15 protein-coding genes, 3 tRNA genes, 1 pseudogene and 1 riboswitch are annotated in these 19,476 nt (G+C 38.5%); of the genes and pseudogenes, 6 read left to right on the forward strand and 13 right to left on the reverse strand.

Annotated features, from left to right (window positions below):
- Positions 1-264: 264 nt before the first annotated feature.
- The gene (locus GJU39_RS21685; RefSeq protein WP_154283098.1) at positions 265-810 is read left to right on the forward strand and encodes an REP-associated tyrosine transposase; all 546 of its coding nucleotides are present in this window, start codon (positions 265-267) and stop codon (positions 808-810) included.
- Positions 811-1,436: 626 nt separating this feature from the next.
- Here the strand turns inward: GJU39_RS21685 and GJU39_RS21690 are convergent.
- The 10 genes and pseudogenes from GJU39_RS21690 to murQ form a co-directional block, all read right to left on the reverse strand.
- The gene (locus tag GJU39_RS21690) at positions 1,437-2,861 is read right to left on the reverse strand and encodes a sugar MFS transporter (protein WP_154283099.1); all 1,425 of its coding nucleotides are present in this window, start codon (positions 2,859-2,861) and stop codon (positions 1,437-1,439) included.
- Positions 2,862-3,191: 330 nt separating this feature from the next.
- Positions 3,192-3,611 carry a tail fiber domain-containing protein gene (locus GJU39_RS21695; protein ID WP_167515739.1) on the reverse strand — a complete coding sequence of 140 codons (420 nt, stop codon included), beginning with the start codon at positions 3,609-3,611 and terminating at the stop codon, positions 3,192-3,194.
- A 77-nt stretch (positions 3,612-3,688) separates the two neighbouring features.
- Positions 3,689-3,991, reverse strand: coding sequence for a hypothetical protein (locus GJU39_RS21700; protein WP_154283101.1), 303 nt, complete (start codon positions 3,989-3,991; stop codon positions 3,689-3,691).
- Between the two features lie 45 nt (positions 3,992-4,036).
- Complete coding sequence (locus tag GJU39_RS21705) at positions 4,037-5,428, reverse strand: pyridoxal phosphate-dependent decarboxylase family protein (protein WP_154283102.1); 1,392 nt, start codon at positions 5,426-5,428, stop codon at positions 4,037-4,039.
- Between the two features lie 52 nt (positions 5,429-5,480).
- Positions 5,481-6,434, reverse strand: a complete 954-nt coding sequence (locus tag GJU39_RS21710) for a methylenetetrahydrofolate reductase (protein WP_154283103.1) — start codon at positions 6,432-6,434, stop codon at positions 5,481-5,483.
- A gap of 43 nt (positions 6,435-6,477) precedes the next feature.
- Positions 6,478-6,852, reverse strand: a pseudogene (locus GJU39_RS21715) (four helix bundle protein).
- Between the two features lie 73 nt (positions 6,853-6,925).
- On the reverse strand, positions 6,926-10,642 hold the full coding sequence (gene metH / locus GJU39_RS21720) for a methionine synthase (protein ID WP_154283104.1): 3,717 nt from the start codon (positions 10,640-10,642) through the stop codon (positions 6,926-6,928).
- Positions 10,643-10,776: 134 nt separating this feature from the next.
- Positions 10,777-10,880, reverse strand: a riboswitch (SAM riboswitch).
- A gap of 154 nt (positions 10,881-11,034) precedes the next feature.
- Positions 11,035-11,790, reverse strand: coding sequence for a Bax inhibitor-1/YccA family protein (locus GJU39_RS21725; protein ID WP_154283105.1), 756 nt, complete (start codon positions 11,788-11,790; stop codon positions 11,035-11,037).
- 39 nt (positions 11,791-11,829) lie between these two features.
- The gene (locus tag GJU39_RS21730) at positions 11,830-12,396 is read right to left on the reverse strand and encodes a hypothetical protein (protein WP_154283106.1); all 567 of its coding nucleotides are present in this window, start codon (positions 12,394-12,396) and stop codon (positions 11,830-11,832) included.
- Between the two features lie 110 nt (positions 12,397-12,506).
- A complete protein-coding gene (gene murQ / locus GJU39_RS21735; protein WP_154283107.1) occupies positions 12,507-13,313 on the reverse strand; it encodes an N-acetylmuramic acid 6-phosphate etherase in 807 nt (268 codons plus the stop codon).
- 189 nt (positions 13,314-13,502) lie between these two features.
- Between murQ and GJU39_RS21740 the strand changes: the two genes are divergently transcribed.
- Positions 13,503-15,110 carry a S41 family peptidase gene (locus GJU39_RS21740; protein WP_154283108.1) on the forward strand — a complete coding sequence of 536 codons (1,608 nt, stop codon included), beginning with the start codon at positions 13,503-13,505 and terminating at the stop codon, positions 15,108-15,110.
- A gap of 131 nt (positions 15,111-15,241) precedes the next feature.
- Positions 15,242-15,748 (forward strand): GNAT family N-acetyltransferase, encoded by a 507-nt coding sequence (locus GJU39_RS21745; protein ID WP_154283109.1) that lies wholly within the window; start codon positions 15,242-15,244, stop codon positions 15,746-15,748.
- Between the two features lie 13 nt (positions 15,749-15,761).
- On the opposite strand, the gene GJU39_RS21750 is transcribed toward GJU39_RS21745, so the two are convergent.
- From GJU39_RS21750 to era, 3 genes are all read right to left on the reverse strand, one after another.
- Positions 15,762-16,274 carry a GNAT family N-acetyltransferase gene (locus GJU39_RS21750; protein WP_154283110.1) on the reverse strand — a complete coding sequence of 171 codons (513 nt, stop codon included), beginning with the start codon at positions 16,272-16,274 and terminating at the stop codon, positions 15,762-15,764.
- 168 nt (positions 16,275-16,442) lie between these two features.
- Positions 16,443-17,744 (reverse strand): ribosome biogenesis GTPase Der, encoded by a 1,302-nt coding sequence (gene der, locus GJU39_RS21755; RefSeq protein ID WP_154283111.1) that lies wholly within the window; start codon positions 17,742-17,744, stop codon positions 16,443-16,445.
- Positions 17,745-17,876: 132 nt separating this feature from the next.
- Entirely contained in the window at positions 17,877-18,773 is an 897-nt protein-coding gene (gene era, locus GJU39_RS21760) for a GTPase Era (RefSeq protein WP_154283112.1), read from the reverse strand.
- Between the two features lie 114 nt (positions 18,774-18,887).
- On the opposite strand from era, the gene GJU39_RS21765 reads away from it, so the two are divergent.
- The 3 genes from GJU39_RS21765 to GJU39_RS21775 all read left to right on the forward strand — a co-directional run bounded on the left by GJU39_RS21765 (position 18,888) and on the right by GJU39_RS21775 (position 19,467).
- Positions 18,888-18,963: transfer RNA gene (locus tag GJU39_RS21765), tRNA-Met, on the forward strand.
- 77 nt (positions 18,964-19,040) lie between these two features.
- Positions 19,041-19,112: transfer RNA gene (locus tag GJU39_RS21770), tRNA-Glu, on the forward strand.
- Positions 19,113-19,391: 279 nt separating this feature from the next.
- Positions 19,392-19,467 (forward strand) — tRNA-Met (locus tag GJU39_RS21775).
- Positions 19,468-19,476: the final 9 nt, after the last annotated feature.

Raw genomic sequence — 19,476 nt, forward strand, 5'->3', positions numbered from 1 at the left:
ATATTTTGCACTCGTTAAAAAGAGCGCAAACGGTTTACTGCACTGAAAAGCTTGCCGAAACATGCAGATAAACCTCAAGCAAATTTCGATGAATTTAAAAGTTATCTATTAAGTAAAGTGGATTAAAAATCCAAAGATAATACAGTCCGGAAAGATTTCCGGACTAACGGCTCGCTGGTCGGGATTTGTAATCCCGACTTATCTATCTAGGGATTTTTAATCCCTTTCAATCACCAAATACCCAAACTTTATTTACATTTATTTATGGGTTATAAATATGCAGTAACTGATGATAGTGGCATTTATTTCATTACAACAACAGTTGTAAACTGGATTGACGTTTTTACCAGAAAAGAACTTGCAGAAGTAATTATCGAAAGTCTTAAATATTGCCAAAAAGAAAAAGGTTTGATTATTCATGCATGGTGTTTAATGCCGAGTCATTTACATATGATTGTAAGTATGCAGGAGGGCAAGAATCTTCCCGATTTAATGCGTGATTTTAAAAAATTCACCTCAAGAAAAATTACCCAGAGTATTAGAGAAATTAATGAAAGCAGAGATTGGCTATTAAATAAGTTTTCCTTCGCTGCAAAAATCCATGCTAAAAGCGATGAGTTCAAGTTCTGGCAAGACGGATACCATCCCATTTCTTTGGAAACCAATTTATTTATAGAACAAAAATTAGATTACATTCATCGCAATCCTGTGGAAGCAGGATTTGTTTATGAGCCAGAACATTATGTATATAGTTCTGCCATCAATTATAGTGGAGGATTGGGTTTAATAGAGGTAGTCTATTTAGAGTAACATTGGAAATCCAGATAAATTAAGGAATTAACGACAAATTTTAATTAATCGCCAGCTTGGATTTGCAATCCTATCAAATAAAAATTTAGAGTATTTATAAAGGTGGATTAAAAATCCAAAGATAATACAGTCCGGAAAAAATTTCCGGACTAACGGCCAGGAAGTTACTCGCTAGTCGGGATTTTGTAATCCCGACTTATCTAACTGAGGATTTTTAATCCTCTAATAAAAATTCAATATCCTAGAGCACTGCTGAGTAAATTCAATTAATTGATAATTGTTAAAGCCGGCACAAGTGGTATGCAATAGTAAAGAAGATACAATCGTAAGGATATTTTGCACTGAAAAGCTTGCCGAAACATGCAGATAAACCTCAGGCAAATTTCGATGAATTAAAGTTATCTATTAAGTAAAGTGGATTAAAAATCCAAAGATAATACAGTCCGGAAAAAATTTCCGGACCAACAGACAGGGCAAACGGTTTACTGCACTGAAAGCTTGCCGAAACATGCCGATAAACTTCAGGCAAATTTCGATGAAATTAAAAGTTATCTATTAAGTAAAGTGGATTAAAAATCCACAGACAGTACAGTCCGGAAAAAATTTCCGGACTAACGGCCCTCAAATTAATGCCCACCCTTAACACTCGTTTGTTCGATCCCTTTTAAATGTTTCGAGCAATAAATGCCGAAGTATAAGATAAAGAGATAACAAACCAATGGCAGAATAAAAGAATGGTGTACACCAATTTGATCTGCCACTGCACCCTGCACCAATGGTAAAATTGCGCCACCTAAAATAGCCATTACCAGTAAAGATGATCCCTGACTGGTGTAAACACCTAATTTTGCAATGGAAAGCGTATAAATATTAGAGAACATAATGGAGTTGAAAATCCCGATTCCAAGAATGCTATACATAGCCAGTTCCCCTTTATTTACCATTACAGAAATCAACAATAACACATTGATGGTTGAGAAGATTGCTAAAGTTCTCGCAGGAGCTGACTTACCAGCCATAAAACCAATAAAATTCAATACAATGAAAACCAGGAAGAAACTGATCTGTGCAAATGTTAAATCGACAATACCAGAAATAAGGGCAAACACAAGAATTGCCGTACCCAACATGTAAATGATTTTCTTCCCCTGGCTTAAAGAATGATTTAATGAAATAGCGCCTACGAAACGACCAATCATTGCTCCACCCCAATATAAAGAAAGGTAGTTTTTACTCACGGCCTCTTCCAACCCACTAATTTCTGGAAGGTGTAAAAAACTGATAATGAAACTACCTACCGCTACCTCAGCACCCACATAACAGAAAAGCGCTACAATACCTCTTGTTAGATGAGGAAATTTGAGTACACCTAAACCTTTAGCCTGCTCCTCTTCTTCCGGTTTAAAAGAGGGTAACTTCACATAAAAGATCAGTAAACCAACCAAAAGTAATATTGCGCCAAAAATCAAATAAGGAATCCGTGTAGCAGAAGCACTGAAACTTCCATCTGCTTCAGAAAAGAATTCGAAAATTAAATGACCGCCCAAAATAGGTGCAATCGTAGTACCAAAAGCATTGAAAGCCTGTGTTAAATTTAACCTGCTGGAAGCACTATCTTCAGGCCCCAATAAAGATACATAAGCATTTGCGGTGATTTGCAGCACTGTAAAACCTAATCCTAAAACAAATAAAGCACCCAAAAATAAAGGGTAAATAGAATATGTAGCGGCCGGGAAGAACAATACACAGCCAATTGCAGCAAGCACGATCCCGAAAAGGATTCCTTTTTTATAACCTACCTTATTAATCGGATCACCTTTAGTGTAAGAAATTAAAAAGTAAATGAGTGAGCCTACAAAATAAGCGCCAAAGAAACTAAACTGCACCAGCATCGATTCAAAGAAAGTCAGGCGGAACAACTGCTTCAAATAAGGAATCAAAATATCGTTCATGCAGGTGATAAACCCCCACATAAAAAACAAAAGTGTAATAGTGATAAGCGGAACAGCGTAATTTGATTTGGGTTTCGTTTCTGAAAATTTGGTATTCATTGTGTATATAAGAATTAAACAACTTAAAATGCAGACACCAATAACGGATGTCCAATCTTAATCTATCAAAGAAACGGAATTTTCACTTTTTAAAATGCTGTATCATACAACTGGTACAATAGTCATTATGACGCATATAATGCTCATTAACCGTGTGAAAAAACTCAATACCAACAGGTTAAGGTAAATCGATTTACAAATACCGCTGGTTGAATAAATTTATATCATCCGAAATATGACTTTCATATTTCATATGCTGAAAAATATTTGAGAAAGTAAAAGTTTACCAAGCAAGAAAAGGCTGAATTTAGATCCAGCCTTTCATAATTTTTACTTGGCACTTCTCGATTTTAATGATTGAATCTCTTGCCGTAGCGCATCAATCTGCTGCTGCTGCTCCTTGATACTGCCAACCAGCAAAGGAATTAAATTCTCATAATCAACCTTTGTAAGTGTGGCTGATCGATAAGCATTTTTACCAGACACATAATCTTTTGCCTGTACCGTTACAATTTCAGGTACTACCGATTTAGCTTCGGTTCCAATAAAACCATATTGCTGTTTCGGAGAAATTTTTAATTTTTCTGCCCATGCTTTATCATAATTAAAACTAACAGGTTGTAATTTGGAAACTGTTTCCAGTGAATTGGTAACAGGTTTTACATTGGTTTGTGCCACTTCCTGTGCACTAATTTGTAAAGATGCGGTAATTAAAAATGCCGCAAAGGTAAATGAAATCACTTGTTTCATATGCTGATGTATTTGAATGAATAAAATTGAAAATGCTATCGCAACTACGCAATGCATACTAGACTAAATAGAATTTTCTACGCTGAAGGCGGAGGTGTAAGTACCTCTGGAAAATAAACAGGATGAAAGAAATGATCAGGGATGATCACCTTTTTTTTAGTAATGAAGGATGCAGCTACCCTGGTAACGGTGACGAAATGATTGGCAAAGTACTCTGTTTCAACTTTCTTTTCCTCTTTCTCTGTAGCATCATCATTAGTAGACGCATATTCCAGTTCAGCTGGTGAATATTTAATATATGACATCGCATTGCTCGCCTTTATAAAAAAAGTAGTGGCTATGCAAATGATCCATAAATATTTCAACCCAGTAAACTTCATTGTTGCAAATATAAGTTGTAAAAATTAGCTAACAAGCTAATTGCGTTAAAGTTCTGTCAGAATTTTATTTATCTCCTCTGTAGCAATCTTGATGTCAGCTCCTGAAGTACGCCAGTTTACGAATGCGGCACGAATGCCTTTCACCCCATTATAAACAGTCGCCGTTAGAAAGACCTTACCTGTAGCATTCAGACGACTAAGAAATTCATCAACCTTGCTTTTATCATTTAGCGAAAAACAAACGGTGTTTAACCGCACGGGTGCAAGCATTTCAAATACCACATTACTTTGTATAAACTCCGCAAACAGCAGGGCATTAGCTACATTGCTTTCTACAATTTGCTGATAGCCTGACTTACCATAGCTCATCAAACTGAACCAGGTTGGTAATGCTTTTAAGCGACGGGAATTTTCTGGCAGAAAATTAAGGTAACTAAAGTTTTCAAGCGGATTACCCAGGTAAGCTGCATTTGCATTCTGAAAGGTTTCCATCTGCAGGAGTTTATGTTTTTCTTTTAAAAAAAACACGGCACTCTCATAGGGCACATTTAGCCACTTGTGGCAATCGACGGTGATGCTGTCTGCCTGTTCCCAACCAGCGACCAGGTGTTTATACTTTGGTGAACAAGCTGCAAAACCACCAAAGGCAGCATCGATATGCCACCAGAAATTGTATTTTTTACGCAGCTTTTGAATGGCCTGAAAATCATCAAAATCAACAGTGTTAACAGTTCCTGCGCTGGAAATTAAGATGAAAGGTTCGCCATTAAGAGCAATAATTTTATCCTCCAAATCAGTTACATCCAATGCCTCGCGGTTACCTGGCAGAACGTTAATTTTAGTTACGTTATTGCTGCCAATTCCAAGCATGGCCAGTGATTTCACTGCAGAAGAATGTGGCATAGCAGACAAAACTTTGATCAAACCACTTACGCCGTCTTTTGCAAAATCTTTTCCGGATTGTTTACCAATCCATTGCCTGGCAGCTCCTAAACATGTAAAATTTGAGACCGTGGCGCCGGTTACAAAACCGCCAAAGAAATCCTTTGGGAGATTAAAAAGTGACAACAGAAGTTTAATGGTTTCGAACTCTATTATTGCAGATATATCTCCGCTCCCTTTTCCAGACTGTGTATTTTGATCATAAATCGTAGATAACCAGTCGCCTGCAATGGCTGCAGGTGTTGTGCCACCAGTTACAAAGCCCCAATACCTGGGTCCCGATGAAGCAACCATGGCGGGTTCGAAACGTTCATTAAAATATTGAAGCGTACCTAAAGTTCCCCGGCCTTTTTCATGGAAAGTGACTTCCTGCTGAAGGTTTACTTTACCAGTAGTTGGTCTGTTATGAAGCTGATTTAAATATGCTGAACTTTGCTTTTGTACCTGATTAAGAATTTCATCGAGTTGTACTAAATCTTTATTTAAGTGGTCCATTGAATCCTTTTAGGTGGTCAAAACAGTTAATTTTTAAAATCAGCAATAGCCTTTAGAAAATCGCTTTCGCAATTTGCTTGGTTTGCTCTGGCCTGCCCATAGTGTAAAAATGCAATACCGGGGCACCGAAATCCATCAATTCTTTACATTGTTTAATCATTGCAGCTGTACCAATCTCTTTTGCTTCTGCATTACTTTTGGCGTGAGATAAAGCATCGGTTAACTCTTCTGGCAAATCAATATGAAAAATTTTAGGTAATACGTTTAATTGCGTCAGCGTGCTAATAGGCTTTAAGCCTGGAATAATAGGTACATTTATATCATTTTCCCTGCATTTCTTCACAAAGTCAAAATACTTCTGGTTATCAAAAAACATTTGCGTTACAATAAACTCAGCCCCCATATCTACCTTTTTCTTCAGGTATTTAAAGTCTGCGTTTAAATTGGGGGCTTCGAAATGCTTTTCAGGATATCCGGCTACGCCAATGCAAAAATCACTTTTGAAGGTTTCTATATCCTCATGCAAAAACTTGCCTTCATTGTGGTTTTTTATGTGTTGAATAAGATCTGTAGCGTAACAATGTCCCCCTTTAGTAGGAATAAAAGACTGATCAGCCGCGCGGGCATCACCTCTTAAAGCCAATACATTGTCGATACCTAAAAATTGCAAATCGATTAACGCATTTTCAGTCTCCTCTTTGGTAAAGCCACCACAAATCAGGTGCGGTACTGCATCGATTTTATACTTATGAATAATGGCTGCACAGATGGCAATCGTACCCGGGCGTTTACGGTAAGAAACTTTTTGCAACAGACCATTCTCCTGTTCTTTATAAATATAATCCTCGCGCAAGGAAGTAACATCAATAAATGGCGGATTAAATTCCAGTAAAGGATCAATGGCATCGTAAATCCATTGGATACTCTGGCCTTTAATCGGCGGCAACAGTTCGAAAGAGAATAAGGTTTTACCCTTGGCATTTTTTATATGGTCTATAATTTTCATTTTTGGTTGAAGGTTGCAAGTTAAATGTTAAAAGTCTGGGTGCTTATTTAACCAGCGTTTGATAATAATTTATAAATCCGTTTAATAATTTCCTTGTGGTTTCCAGTTTAATCAATATAGCTTCTAAATCCGCTTGAGTGATAAAGTTTAAATCGAAGGATAGATACAATTGTGTTTCAACTTCGTAAACAGAACCTCTGGCTACATAAAAAAATTGAATACTATCCTTTGGGTAATTTCTTCAACAGCCTTCAGCAATATTAGATGGAATCGACACGGCAGCCCTTCTGATCTGACTTGTTAAGCCAAATCTTTCGTCTTTTGGAAATGTAGAAGATACTAAATAAATTTCTTTTGATAAGATTCTTGCCTGTTTCCAAACATCTAAATCAGTATAATTTTTCTTTTCTTTTTCCATTAGCACCTTTTATATAGCTTATATTAAGATATACATCCAAACCGATAACCCGCAACTTGCAACTCGTAACAAACTAATACGCCAAATTCGGGCCTAACCACCGTTCCACCTCCTCTATCAACATCCCTTTACGCACAGCATAATCCTCTATCTGATCTTTGGTAATCTTTCCTAAACCGAAATACCTGGAGTCTGGGTGTGCAAAATAAAATCCACTTACTGCTGCCGTTGGATACATGGCATAACTTTCGGTTAAACGAAGGCCAATCTGATTTTCCGCATCCAGCAACTCAAACAAAGTCCCTTTTTCGGTGTGCTCCGGACAAGCGGGATAGCCTGGTGCCGGACGAATCCCGGCATATTCCTCCTTAATTAATTCGGTATTGGATAGGTTCTCCTCTTTTGCATAACCCCAATATTCTTTACGCACCCGCTCGTGCATCCGTTCTGCAAAGGCTTCTGCTAAACGGTCGGCCAATGCCTTTGCCATAATGCTGTTGTAATCATCATGGTTCGATTCAAATTCCTCTACCAGGGCATCAATTCCAATCCCGGTAGTTACGGCGAAACCACCAAAATAATCCTGAATACCCGTTTCTTTCGGCGCAATAAAATCAGATAAAGCATAATAAGGTTGGCCATCTACTTTTTCTGCCTGCTGGCGAAGGGTGTGGATGGTTATTAGTCTTGAGTCTTTAGTCTCTAGTTCTGAGTCACCTTGCAGACTTCCGACTTCCGACTTCCGACTTCCGACTTCAAGAACAATATCGTCTCCTACTGCATTTGCCGGCCAGAAACCAATTACGCCTCTTGCAGTTAAAAGTTTCTCATCCAAAATACGTTTCAATAATGTTTGTGCATCATCAAACAGTTTTTTGGCTTCATCCCCTACATTTTTATCGTCGAAAATCTTTGGATAGCTTCCGCGGAGTTCCCAGGTATGGAAAAATGGTGTCCAGTCAATATAAGGAACCAGTTCTTCCAAAGGGTAATTATCAAACACCCGCGTTCCGGTAAATTCCGGTGCCGGGAGGTCTGATTTAAAGTCTATTTTAAATTTATTCTCCCTTGCCTGTTCCAGTGTTTTAAACCGCTTATCAGATCGTTTATTTAAATGCGCTTCACGGGCTTTATCATATTCTGCTTTGATACCCGCAACATAATCATCCTTCGTTTCCGGATTCATCAAAGTGCTACAAACAGTTACACTTCTGGAAGCATCCAATACATGGATTGCTGGTCCGGAGTAATGTGGTGCCACTTTAACAGCCGCGTGAATCCGCGATGTGGTAGCCCCACCAATAATTAGCGGAATAGTAAAGTTTTCACGTTCCATTTCTTTGGCGAAGTGGACCATTTCATCCAGAGAGGGTGTAATTAATCCACTTAAACCAATAATATCAGCGTTTATTTCTTTGGCTTTTTTAATGATTTCCTGTGCAGGAACCATCACGCCCATATCTACAATTTCGAAGTTATTACAAGCCAGAACCACACCCACAATGTTTTTTCCAATATCGTGAACATCTCCTTTTACGGTTGCCATCAGCACTCTTCCAGCCGATGAGCTTTGATTTTGATCAGGGTTGTCTAATTTCTCCTGTTCGATGAAAGGCAGCAAATACGCTACAGCCTTTTTCATCACCCTTGCTGATTTCACTACCTGAGGGAGGAACATTTTCCCGGCACCAAATAAATCACCAACAATGTTCATTCCATCCATCAAAGGCCCTTCAATTACCTGAATAGGGCGGGGATATTTCTGACGGGCTTCTTCCACATCATCATCCAGATATTCTACAATTCCTTTAACCAAAGAATGAGATAACCGTTCCTCCACAGGTCCCTTTCTCCACTCTTCATCTTTTATAATTTCTTTACCTTTTGATTTTACAGTATCTGCATACTCCACCAAACGCTCGGTGGCATCTTCCCTGCGGTTCAACAGTACATCTTCCACCCTTTCTAAAAGTTCTGGCGGAATTTCCTGATAAACTTCGAGCATCCCGGCATTTACAATTCCCATATCTAAACCGGCCTGAATGGCGTGGTAAAGAAAAGCAGAGTGCATCGCCTCTCGAACGGTATTATTTCCCCTGAATGAAAAAGAGATATTAGAAACCCCTCCACTTACTTTTGCATGTGGCAGGTTTTCTTTAATCCAACGGGTGGCATTGATAAAATCAACAGCATAATTATTATGCTCTTCTAATCCGGTTGCTACGGTTAAAATATTAGGATCAAAAATGATATCTTCTGGTGGAAATCCAATTTCATGTACCAGGATATCATAACTTCTTTTGCAAATTTCTTTTCTCCGCTCATAGTTATCAGCCTGACCTTGTTCATCAAAGGCCATTACCACAACCGCAGCCCCATATTGCATAATTTTTCGGGCACTTTCACGGAATTTATCTTCTCCTTCTTTCAAGGAAATAGAATTAACAATTCCTTTCCCCTGCAGGCATTTTAAGCCATTTTCAATTACCGACCATTTAGAGGAATCGACCATGATGGGCAATTTTGCAATGTCTGGTTCTGAGGCAATCAGGTTAAGAAATTTGGTCATTGCCGCTTCAGAATCCAGCATCCCTTCATCCATGTTCACATCAATAACCTGGGCCCCACCTTCAACCTGTTGCAGGGCTACAGCGAGGGCGGCCTCATAATCGCCGCCTAAAATCAATTTTGAAAATTTAGGCGAACCTGTAATATTGGTTCTTTCCCCAATATTCACAAAAATACTTTCTGGCGTAATGGTTACCGGCTCCAAGCCACTCAAACGCATGTACGGTTGAATTTCGGGAATTTTTCTAGGCGATGCTTTTCTGGCATTTGCCGCAATACAGCCAATATGTTCTGGGGTGGTACCACAACAACCACCTACGATATTCACAAAGCCTGATGCAATAAAATCATCTACTAAATGGGCTGTTTCATGCGGTTGCTCATCATAGGCACCGAATTCATTTGGCAAACCGGCATTTGGGTAAGCAGAAACATAACATCCAGCTTTTGCGGCCAGTTCTTCAATGTGCGGACGCATTTCTTTTGCACCTAAAGCACAGTTGAAACCTATACTTAAAGGCTTCGCATGCATCACCGAGTTTAAGAAAGCTTCTGCAGTTTGCCCGGATAAGGTTCTGCCTGAAGCATCTGTAATGGTGCCAGAAATCATGATTTCGAGTTTACGCCCGATTACTTCTTCATATTTTTTTATGGCAACGATGGCCACTTTTGCATTCAGGGTATCAAAAATGGTTTCAATCAGCAATACATCCGATCCACCATCTACCAAACCACGCACCTGCTCATAATAAGCCGTTTCCAATTCATCAAAGTAAACCGCCCGGTAACCAGGGTCATTTACATTTGGCGACATAGAAAGGGTTCTATTGGTTGGGCCAATGGCACCGGCAACAAAGCATTTACGATCTGGATTAGCTGCCATAAACTCATCTGCTGCCTCTTTTGCCACTCTTGCACCTTCGTAACTTAGCTCATAAGAAAGGTCTTCCATCTGGTAATCTGCCATGGAAATTCTTTGCGTGCTAAAAGTATTGGTTTCGATAATATCCGCGCCGGCAGCCAGATACTCCAGGTGAATGGCTTTAATAATATCTGGACGGGTGATGTTAAGCAAATCATTGTTTCCTTTAACATCACAGGGATGATCTTTAAATCGCTCCCCTCTAAAATCTTCTTCTGTAAGGGTATAACGTTGAATCATAGTGCCCATTGCACCGTCGATTACTAAAATACGTTTTTCTAATTCTGCTCTTATGCTCATTGTTGTTTTGAGATGTGAGATAGGAGATATTAGACATGAGATTAGGTTAGACGCAATGTCAAAAATCTCAAATCTATGTTCTCAAATCTCTAAAAAGCTTATTCAAAAAGTTGGCACATGGATAGTACTTCCTTAACTTATCTTTCTCCCGGTTAACCGAGATTAGAATGTAGCACCTTGTTGGCACAGGTTGCTAAGACTTCGTTGGGTCTAATCCCTCCGTCTTTCTTAATAAGCATACAAAAATGCAACAAAGCAACATCATTTCCAAAATTTATCGCCTTGCTGCCAAATAAAATTACAAAGGCCATGCAAAAATGCACGGCCTTTAAAATAATGTTTTGTTATTAACCTGAAACCAGGGGAAACTCTATAATCAGAATTTCCAATAATTATCTTCTGTTTCCGAAGAGACGTAATAAGAAAATAAAGATGTTAAGAAAATCAAGGTATAAAGAAAGTGCAGCAACTATTGCCATTTTTTTAGATTCTACCTGTAGCACTTGTTCGCCACTTGCTTCGATTCCTTCACCAATCCGTTTAATTTTCTGAACATCATATGCGGTTAATGCGGTAAATACTGCGATACCGATAAAAGCCATAAATAAGCTAAACTGCTCACTTTGGATAAACATATTGATTACGCTGGCAATTACTAAACCGATTACTCCTACCATTAGGATCGGCCCGAATTTACTTAAATCTATATCCGTTGTATATCCCATAAATGCCATGATTCCGAAAATTCCGGCAGCCGCAGCAAAACAGCTTACTACGGAACCCGCTGTGTAAGCTAAAAGAATAAAACTTAAACTAATGCCTGTTAGTACTGCATAAAGTACAAAAACGCTTAATAAAACAGGGTAAGATAATTTACTTAATCCGAATCCCATTAACATCACCAAACCAAGTGGCGCAAACATGGCAATGTAACCGAAGATTGTTGTGCTCATTCGTCCTGTATCCGGATTTTCTACCCGCAGATATTGCATTAATTCCGGATTACTGGAAAATAAGTATGCTGCAACGGTTGATAATGTTAAAGCCACAAACATCCACAAGAAAACGTTTGCAAAGAATTTTTTAGACACTGAGCTTTCCTGTACGAAAACACTATTGTCTTGATATTGATAATTTTGTTGTTCCATTTTTATTTTGTGTATTTAAATGATTATAAAAATAATATTTTAATTCAGTCTTTTTGTCAGCAATTCTTCAACTTTCTTAAAGAATTGTAAGGGTTTCAATGTACGCCAGGGCAGGTTGTCAAAAGCACCGCCAAAGTTAATGTAATAATCGATGTTGTTATCTTTAAACTCCCGGATTACATGTTCCTGAAAGTTTATCCCAACAATCCAGCCATCTTCTACTTCCTGAAACCATTCTTCATAATAACTATCATCTGAAGAATGAAAATTCAACACATTTTCGCCGATTAAAATGAACTTATTAATTCCTTCATCCATCATTAATTCAAGAATATCGCGCTTCAGCAACATAATATCATTATTGATGGCATCATTCCACTCGCCAATAAATTCTATAATGGCATAGCTGTGATCATAATCGGCATACAATACTTTCATATACAAAGTATTCGAACCAAACTCATCCCATTGCGGATGAAGCAGAAAATTATAGATCTGCTTATCAAAGTATAGTTCAGAATATTCGGTATTGTAAAATGGCGAACGCTCATCCTCTGCCGAAATATAATCATCTCTCCACTGGTAATACGGCTCTATCTCGTGCATGTTTTTTTTAATTATCGAATGAGAGAATTTTGAATGAATGAATTTTGAATGATGAAGTGCAACAACTATCGTCAAATCTGATCATTCTATCATTCACGCATTCTCTAATTTTAATACTTTCCAGCTTCTACTGCTCTACGTACGCTACCATGTTTACTCAATAAATCTGCGGCAATATTATAATCCACATTTAATTCATCAGCCACCATTTGCGTACCTCGATCAACCAGCTTATGATTAGTTAACTGCATATCTACCATTTTGTTTCCTACTACACGGCCCAATTGCACCATTACCGTGGTACTCAGCATATTTAAAACTAATTTTTGTGCCGTTCCGGATTTCATTCTGGTAGAACCCGTAATAAATTCAGGTCCTACCACCACCTCTACCGGGAAATCAGATTCAGCTGCGATTGGCCCGCCGGCATTGCAAACAATACAACCCGTTAAAATGCCGTGTTTACGGGCCGTGTTTAAGCCCCCGATTACGTAAGGAGTAGTGCCCGAAGCCGCTAAACCAACCAGGCAATCTTTCTCATTGATATTGAATTCCTGTAAATCTTTCCAGGCTTGTACGGCATCATCTTCGGCAAACTCTACTGCTTTTCTAATTGCAGTATCGCCGCCAGCGATAATTCCAACTACCCAATCAAATGGAACACCGTAAGTTGGTGGACATTCGGAGGCATCAACTACGCCTAAGCGGCCACTGGTACCAGCACCGATATAAAAAAGACGACCACCTTTTTTCATTCTTTCGGCAACGGCCGATGTTAATTTTTCTATTTGAGGCAAAGATTTCTCAACAGCAAAGGCAACAGTTTTATCTTCGTTATTGATTCCCTGCAAAACCTCCATTACCGACATTTCATCAATGTGGCTATAGTTTGATTCTTGCTCGGTAACTCTATTCATATATTTATTTTTGATAAAATTCGGTAAATCTTTTCTAAAATCTACCCTAAAAATTCAAAAATATAGACAGCTGCCTCTTACACTGAAGTTTGACCTGTTAATTTATGTGAAATATTATAAACAAAAGACAGAAAACTGCAGTTAAAAATAGATCAACCCGCTTATTTTCATAAATTTGCAACAACGCCAATGAAAAAGAATACCCGTAAAAACTTACTGATTGCCCTAAGCTATTCTGTAATCCTGATAGTGGGCATGTTTTTGGGTATAAAGTTTATTAAAGACCAGGGATTTGGCGTAACCCGAAGACCTGAACTGGCGAGTAATAACGACGAAAAGCTTGAAGAAATCCTCCACATCATCAACAAAAACTACGTTGACGACATCAATACAGACTCTTTTCAAAACTTACCAATAGATAGCGTTTTACATCAACTGGATCCGCATAGTGTTTACCTTCCTCCGGCAGATGCACAGGATATGACAGATAACCTGGAAGGAAATTTTGAAGGCGTTGGTATAGAGTATTACATGCTTAATGATACCATGATGGTAACAGGTGTAGTAAAGGATGGACCGGCTTACCAGGCAGGCATTAAACTGGGGGATAAAATTTTAGCCATAGATACCACTACGGTGAGCGGAAGAAATTTACCTAAAGAACAATTAACAGGTAGATTTAGAGGCAGAGCGGGCAGTGGTGTTGGGGTAACATTGCTCCGTAGCGGTACGCAGGTACAAAGCCGGTTAATGGTTACCCGCGGCAAAGTAAACATTAGCAGCATTGATGCTGCTTACCTGATTAACCCTGAAACCGGATACGTACGCATCAGTAAATTCGGCGCCAATACCGACAGCGATTTCGCTACCGCAGCGGCCAACTTAAAGGCTAAGGGAATGAAAAAACTAATCTTAGACTTACGTGATAACGGCGGTGGTTACTTTTCTGCAGCTACGGGTTTAGCAGATCAGTTTCTGCCTGAAAATAAGTTGATTGTTTATACCCAGGGTAAACATGAGCCAAGAACAGATTATTTCTCTACGGGAACAGGTGCTTTTCAAAATGGTAAATTAGCTGTATTGATTAATGAAAATACCGCTTCTGCGAGTGAAATTGTAGCCGGAGCGATTCAAGATTTAGGCCGAGGCATTATTATAGGCCGCCGCTCTTTTGGTAAAGGCCTGGTACAGGAACAGTTCGCTTTCGGAGATGGTTCTGCGCTGAATCTGACCATTGCCCGATATTATACACCATCGGGAAGAAGTATTCAAAAATCATATAAAAAAGGTTACGATGCCTATAAACATGAGTTAGATGAACGTATGAATGATGGTGAATTAACCGGCGACCGAACTTCTTTTCAGGATTCTATCGAAAAAAATGAAGGAGTAAACCTGCAACAACATAAACGGGCTAAAACAATTGGCGGCATTCAACCTGATGTATTTGTGAAGTTAGATACCACCGGATACAATAAATTCTATGCTGGCCTGGTGAGCAAAAAAGTATTGTCAGATTATGTATTTAATGTTTTAACGAATCGTTATAGTGCCAGCTTTGTGGAACAGAACATCAATTATTTCACACTGGGAGAAAATGACTTTAAAGATTTTATCGGCTACATTCAGCGTAAAAACGTCCCGATAGATCGATTCCAATTATATGGCTCTAAAACGGTAATCTTAAACGATTTGAAAGCATTATTATGCCGGTATTATCTTGGTGATGTTGGCTACTACCGTTCTGTTAACCAAACCGATAATGCTGTTAAACAAGCGTTAGCAAATTTACAATAGTAAATAATCTGGTTGAGGTTAGTCAATTGGGTACATATCTCTTTTCATCCCCCACCGCGAAAAAATCACTTTCTTCAAAACCATCATCATAGATATGGAGTTTATAAACTTCATACCTTCAATATTATCGGATGATTGAAACAGAACGCCTCATTTTAAAACCGCTCCATCATGATCAGCTTTTAAAATACATTAAAGATGACCATTCTCTAGAGGAAGAATTCGGCCTTCTTTACACCAGGAAAAACATTTCTCCCGAACTGCAGGAAGCTTTGCAGCAAAGTACTTTACCGGAGGTTGTTGACCAGGACAGAAACTATTGCTACAAAACTTTATGGATGGTCATTTCTAAAAAAGAAAACAGAATTGTAGGTGATATCTCTTTTATTGGCGAACCGGATCAGCGTGGAGAAGTCGAAATTGGATATGGCACTTATGAAACATTTCGTGGCAAAGGATACATGACAGAAGCCATACGCAGAATTGTGGAATGGGCGAAAGAACAACCTGAAGTACAAGCCATTTTTGCTTCTACCACGAAAGAAAATATTGCTTCCTACTCTATCTTAGAAAAAAATAATTTTGTACATGTAGGCGAGGTGGATGAAATGCTGAGCTGGAGACTTCAAGTGAAATAGACTTCCATCTCACCTAGCCAACTTTAATCTCAAACAGGCTCAAACTTATTCCTTCATAGTGCTTCGGTAAGCCTTCTGTTTTTTCCATATTGGATATGCCAACATAATCAAAACCACAGCTGGTGTAATAGGCTAGCAGTTTTTCATTATCTGCCCAGGTATCCATGCGGATATACTTTAACTGATTTTCTGCTGCATAGGCTTTAGCCCAGGTGATGATCTCCTTAACAAAGGAAAGGCCTCTATAATCAGGATGTGTTACAATTCGATGGATATAGATGGCATCATGATCGCGGTCGCCCCAAATTAATTGATCATTAAAAGTGACAGCGAAAACACAGGCAACCGCTCCATCAACCAGAATTTTATACTGACGCTTTTCGGCAATTTCGATTTCGACCAATTCTTTACTAAAGTCTTGCCAGTGTTTATTGAACACCTTTTTTTGATAAGCTACAGCCAGATCATAAAATTGAAAAATAATATCTAAATCACTTAGCTGGCTGTTTTGAACTAAGATTTGCATGCAGCAAAGGTAATGAAGTAGAAATACTTTTTATATTTAATTTACTAAAAGAGTAGAAAGAAAAAAGCAGGACACATTTCCAGATGGAATGTAAAACCTGCTTTTCTTATCTATTAAAAACTAAATTTTTAGCCTTTTGCTTTCAGCTTTAGTCTTTCTTCTTTACACTTATTTCTGTCTGAAGAAAATTTGAATTGGCGAACCAGAAAAATCAAAATTTTCTCTTAACTTATTTTCAATAAAGCGTTTGTACGGATCTTTGATGTATTGAGGCAAATTACAAAAGAATGCAAACATTGGTGATGTTCCGTTAATTTGCGTAATATACTTGATCTTGATGTGTTTTCCTTTTAATGCTGGTGGTGGGAATTTCTCGATCAAAGGCAACATTACATCATTCAATTTTGATGTAGGAATTTTCTTACCACGATTTTTTGCCACCTCAAGTGCTACCTCAATTGCTTTGAAAATACGTTGTTTGTTTAGTACAGAGGTAAATACAATCGGCACATCGGTGAAAGGACGAATCCGCTCGTGAATCTGCTCTTCAAAAGCTTTCATCGTTTGCGTATTTTTCTCAATCATATCCCATTTATTCACCAGGATTACAATCCCTTTTTTATTTTTCTCCGCTAAGTGAAAAATATTAATATCCTGACTCTCGATTCCTTCCTGTGCATCAATCATTAAAACTACCACATCCGCTTCTTCTAAAGCTTTAATGGTACGCATTACGGAGTAAAATTCAAGATTTTCTTTAACCTTGGTTTTCTTACGTAAACCCGCTGTATCAATTAACATAAATTCATGACCAAACTGGTTATAATGAATTTTGATTGAATCGCGGGTAGTTCCGGCGTTAGCCGTTACAATGTTTCTTTCTTTACCAACTAAAGCATTTACTAAAGATGATTTACCCACATTCGGGCGACCAGCGATGGTAATTTTTGGTAATTGATTTTCTTCCTCCGGAATATCTTCGAAATGTTTAACCACTTCATCCAATAGCTCACCAGTACCAGAACCTGTCATAGAAGAAAGCGGAAAGATCTCACCTAATCCAAAACCATAAAAAGTACTGATTTCACTGTATAAAGCGGTGTTATCTACCTTGTTTGCACAAACAAAAACCGGCTTTTTACTCCGTCGAAGTACCTGTGCAATATCATCATCCAAATCGGTGATACCTGTAGTTACATCTACCATGAAAATCAAAACACTGGCTTCTTCAATGGCAATCATTACCTGCTCGCGGATGGCTGCTTCATAAACATCTTCAGAATTGGCTACATAACCACCAGTATCAATTACCGTAAATTGACGGTCTGTCCACTCGCCAACTCCATAATGCCTGTCGCGGGTTACGCCACTCTCATCATCTACAATTGCTTTACGACTTTCAGTTAATCTATTAAAAAGGGTGCTTTTGCCTACGTTTGGCCTGCCTACGATGGCGATAATATTACTCATGGGTATTCTAATTGATAGTTAATGGCTTATAGTTAATGGTCGTGGTGCTTAAGCAAGCTGCTTAAACGATTAGGCCTATCAGCCATTGACTATCAACTACTAACCGATATATTTCGGGCTGCAAAGGTACGGTTAATTATCGTAACCAAAGCTTTTTAAGTAGTTCTTTTTACTTCTCCAGTCTGGAATCACTTTAACAAACAGTTCTAAAAACACTTTGCTATCTAAAAACTTCTCAATTTCTATCCGTGCTTCTGTACCCACTTTTTTAAGCATGCTGCCACCGGTACCGATGAGAATATTTTTCTGCGAATCGCGTTCTACTACAATTTCAGCGCTGATTCTTACCATCTCTCCTTTACCGTTTTTAAGTTCTTCATGCTTAAAACTCTTCACAATCACCTCTGTACTGTAAGGAATTTCCTTTTGATAGTTGAGGAAGATTTTTTCACGTACAATTTCAGAGACAAAGAAACGCTCCGAACGATCGGTTAAATCTTCTTTATCATAATATGGCGGATGCTCAGGTAACATTTCCAAAATGCGATCTAATAATCCATCAACATTATGTTTATGTAAAGCCGAAATTGCATAAATGGAAACCGGATTCAACTTTTCCTGCCAGTAGGCGATTTTTTCATCAACCTGATCTTGTGATGCTTTATCTATTTTGTTGATGAGCACAATTGTTGGAATATCTCTGTTCAGAATTTTATCCAAAACATCATCTTCATCATGCGTTTCATTAATATCAGTTACGAATAAAAGTACGTCAGCATCCGTTAAAGAACCATTAACAAAGCTCATCATACTCTCCTGCAAACTGTATTTTGGCTTGATAATACCTGGGGTATCAGAAAAAACGATCTGATATTCTTCTTCATTCACGATTCCTAAAATACGGTGTCTTGTGGTTTGTGCCTTAGGGGTGATAATGCTAAGTCGCTCGCCTACAAGCACATTCATGAGGGTGGATTTACCTACATTTGGTTTACCTATTATACTTACAAAACCTGCTTTATGCGCCATTAAAATATTTTTTAAAAAAAATTTGCAGCACAAAGAAACGAATTATATCTTTGCATTCCAATTCGGAAACAGAGTTAAGGATTTAATTCAAACAAAAAAACGAGTTGTATAGAGTGCGGGGTGGAGCAGTTGGTAGCTCGTCGGGCTCATAACCCGAAGGTCGCACGTTCGAGTCGTGTCCCCGCTACCAAAAGGTAGTATGAAGTCGTCAGTACCGAGTCCTGAGTCTAATTGACTCGAGACTAAAGACTCCGAACTTATTTTAATGGCCCGTTCGTCTAGGGGTGAGGACGCCAGATTTTCATTCTGGAAACAGGGGTTCGATTCCCCTACGGGCTACGAAAGTAGTAGAAAGTTGATTTGAAGCGATGCCGCTAAAAATCAACTTTTTTTTTGTTTTAGCGGTATTTGTCTGGCATTTTACCTATAAGCAGTTTTGCTTCCCCTCTACCTTCCCCTTTTGCAATACCAATAAAAAATCAGCAGCAGCAAAAATAATCGACTACAAATCAAGCAGATAATTTAAATACTAAATAAAATTTTCACAACTATTTTGAAAGCTGAAAATATTATATACCTTTGCACTCCTTCAAACGAAGAAAATTTGAAGACATAGAGTGCGGGGTGGAGCAGTTGGTAGCTCGTCGGGCTCATAACCCGAAGGTCGCACGTTCGAGTCGTGTCCCCGCTACCAAAAGGTAGT

The organism is Pedobacter petrophilus, from assembly GCF_009674725.1.
Taxonomy (GTDB): domain Bacteria; phylum Bacteroidota; class Bacteroidia; order Sphingobacteriales; family Sphingobacteriaceae; genus Pedobacter; species Pedobacter petrophilus.

Bases quoted from the DNA above. Each gene is read 5' to 3' on its own strand.
- GJU39_RS21685 (WP_154283098.1), top strand. From the start codon at position 265: ATGGGTTATAAATATGCAGTAACTGATGATAGTGGCATTTATTTCATT.
- GJU39_RS21690 (WP_154283099.1), bottom strand. From the start codon at position 2,861: ATGAATACCAAATTTTCAGAAACGAAACCCAAATCAAATTACGCTGTT.
- GJU39_RS21695 (WP_167515739.1), bottom strand. From the start codon at position 3,611: ATGAAACAAGTGATTTCATTTACCTTTGCGGCATTTTTAATTACCGCA.
- GJU39_RS21700 (WP_154283101.1), bottom strand. From the start codon at position 3,991: ATGAAGTTTACTGGGTTGAAATATTTATGGATCATTTGCATAGCCACT.
- GJU39_RS21705 (WP_154283102.1), bottom strand. From the start codon at position 5,428: ATGGACCACTTAAATAAAGATTTAGTACAACTCGATGAAATTCTTAAT.
- GJU39_RS21710 (WP_154283103.1), bottom strand. From the start codon at position 6,434: ATGAAAATTATAGACCATATAAAAAATGCCAAGGGTAAAACCTTATTC.
- metH (WP_154283104.1), bottom strand. From the start codon at position 10,642: ATGAGCATAAGAGCAGAATTAGAAAAACGTATTTTAGTAATCGACGGT.
- GJU39_RS21725 (WP_154283105.1), bottom strand. From the start codon at position 11,790: ATGGAACAACAAAATTATCAATATCAAGACAATAGTGTTTTCGTACAG.
- GJU39_RS21730 (WP_154283106.1), bottom strand. From the start codon at position 12,396: ATGCACGAGATAGAGCCGTATTACCAGTGGAGAGATGATTATATTTCG.
- murQ (WP_154283107.1), bottom strand. From the start codon at position 13,313: ATGAATAGAGTTACCGAGCAAGAATCAAACTATAGCCACATTGATGAA.
- GJU39_RS21740 (WP_154283108.1), top strand. From the start codon at position 13,503: ATGAAAAAGAATACCCGTAAAAACTTACTGATTGCCCTAAGCTATTCT.
- GJU39_RS21745 (WP_154283109.1), top strand. From the start codon at position 15,242: ATGATTGAAACAGAACGCCTCATTTTAAAACCGCTCCATCATGATCAG.
- GJU39_RS21750 (WP_154283110.1), bottom strand. From the start codon at position 16,274: ATGCAAATCTTAGTTCAAAACAGCCAGCTAAGTGATTTAGATATTATT.
- der (WP_154283111.1), bottom strand. From the start codon at position 17,744: ATGAGTAATATTATCGCCATCGTAGGCAGGCCAAACGTAGGCAAAAGC.
- era (WP_154283112.1), bottom strand. From the start codon at position 18,773: ATGGCGCATAAAGCAGGTTTTGTAAGTATAATAGGTAAACCAAATGTA.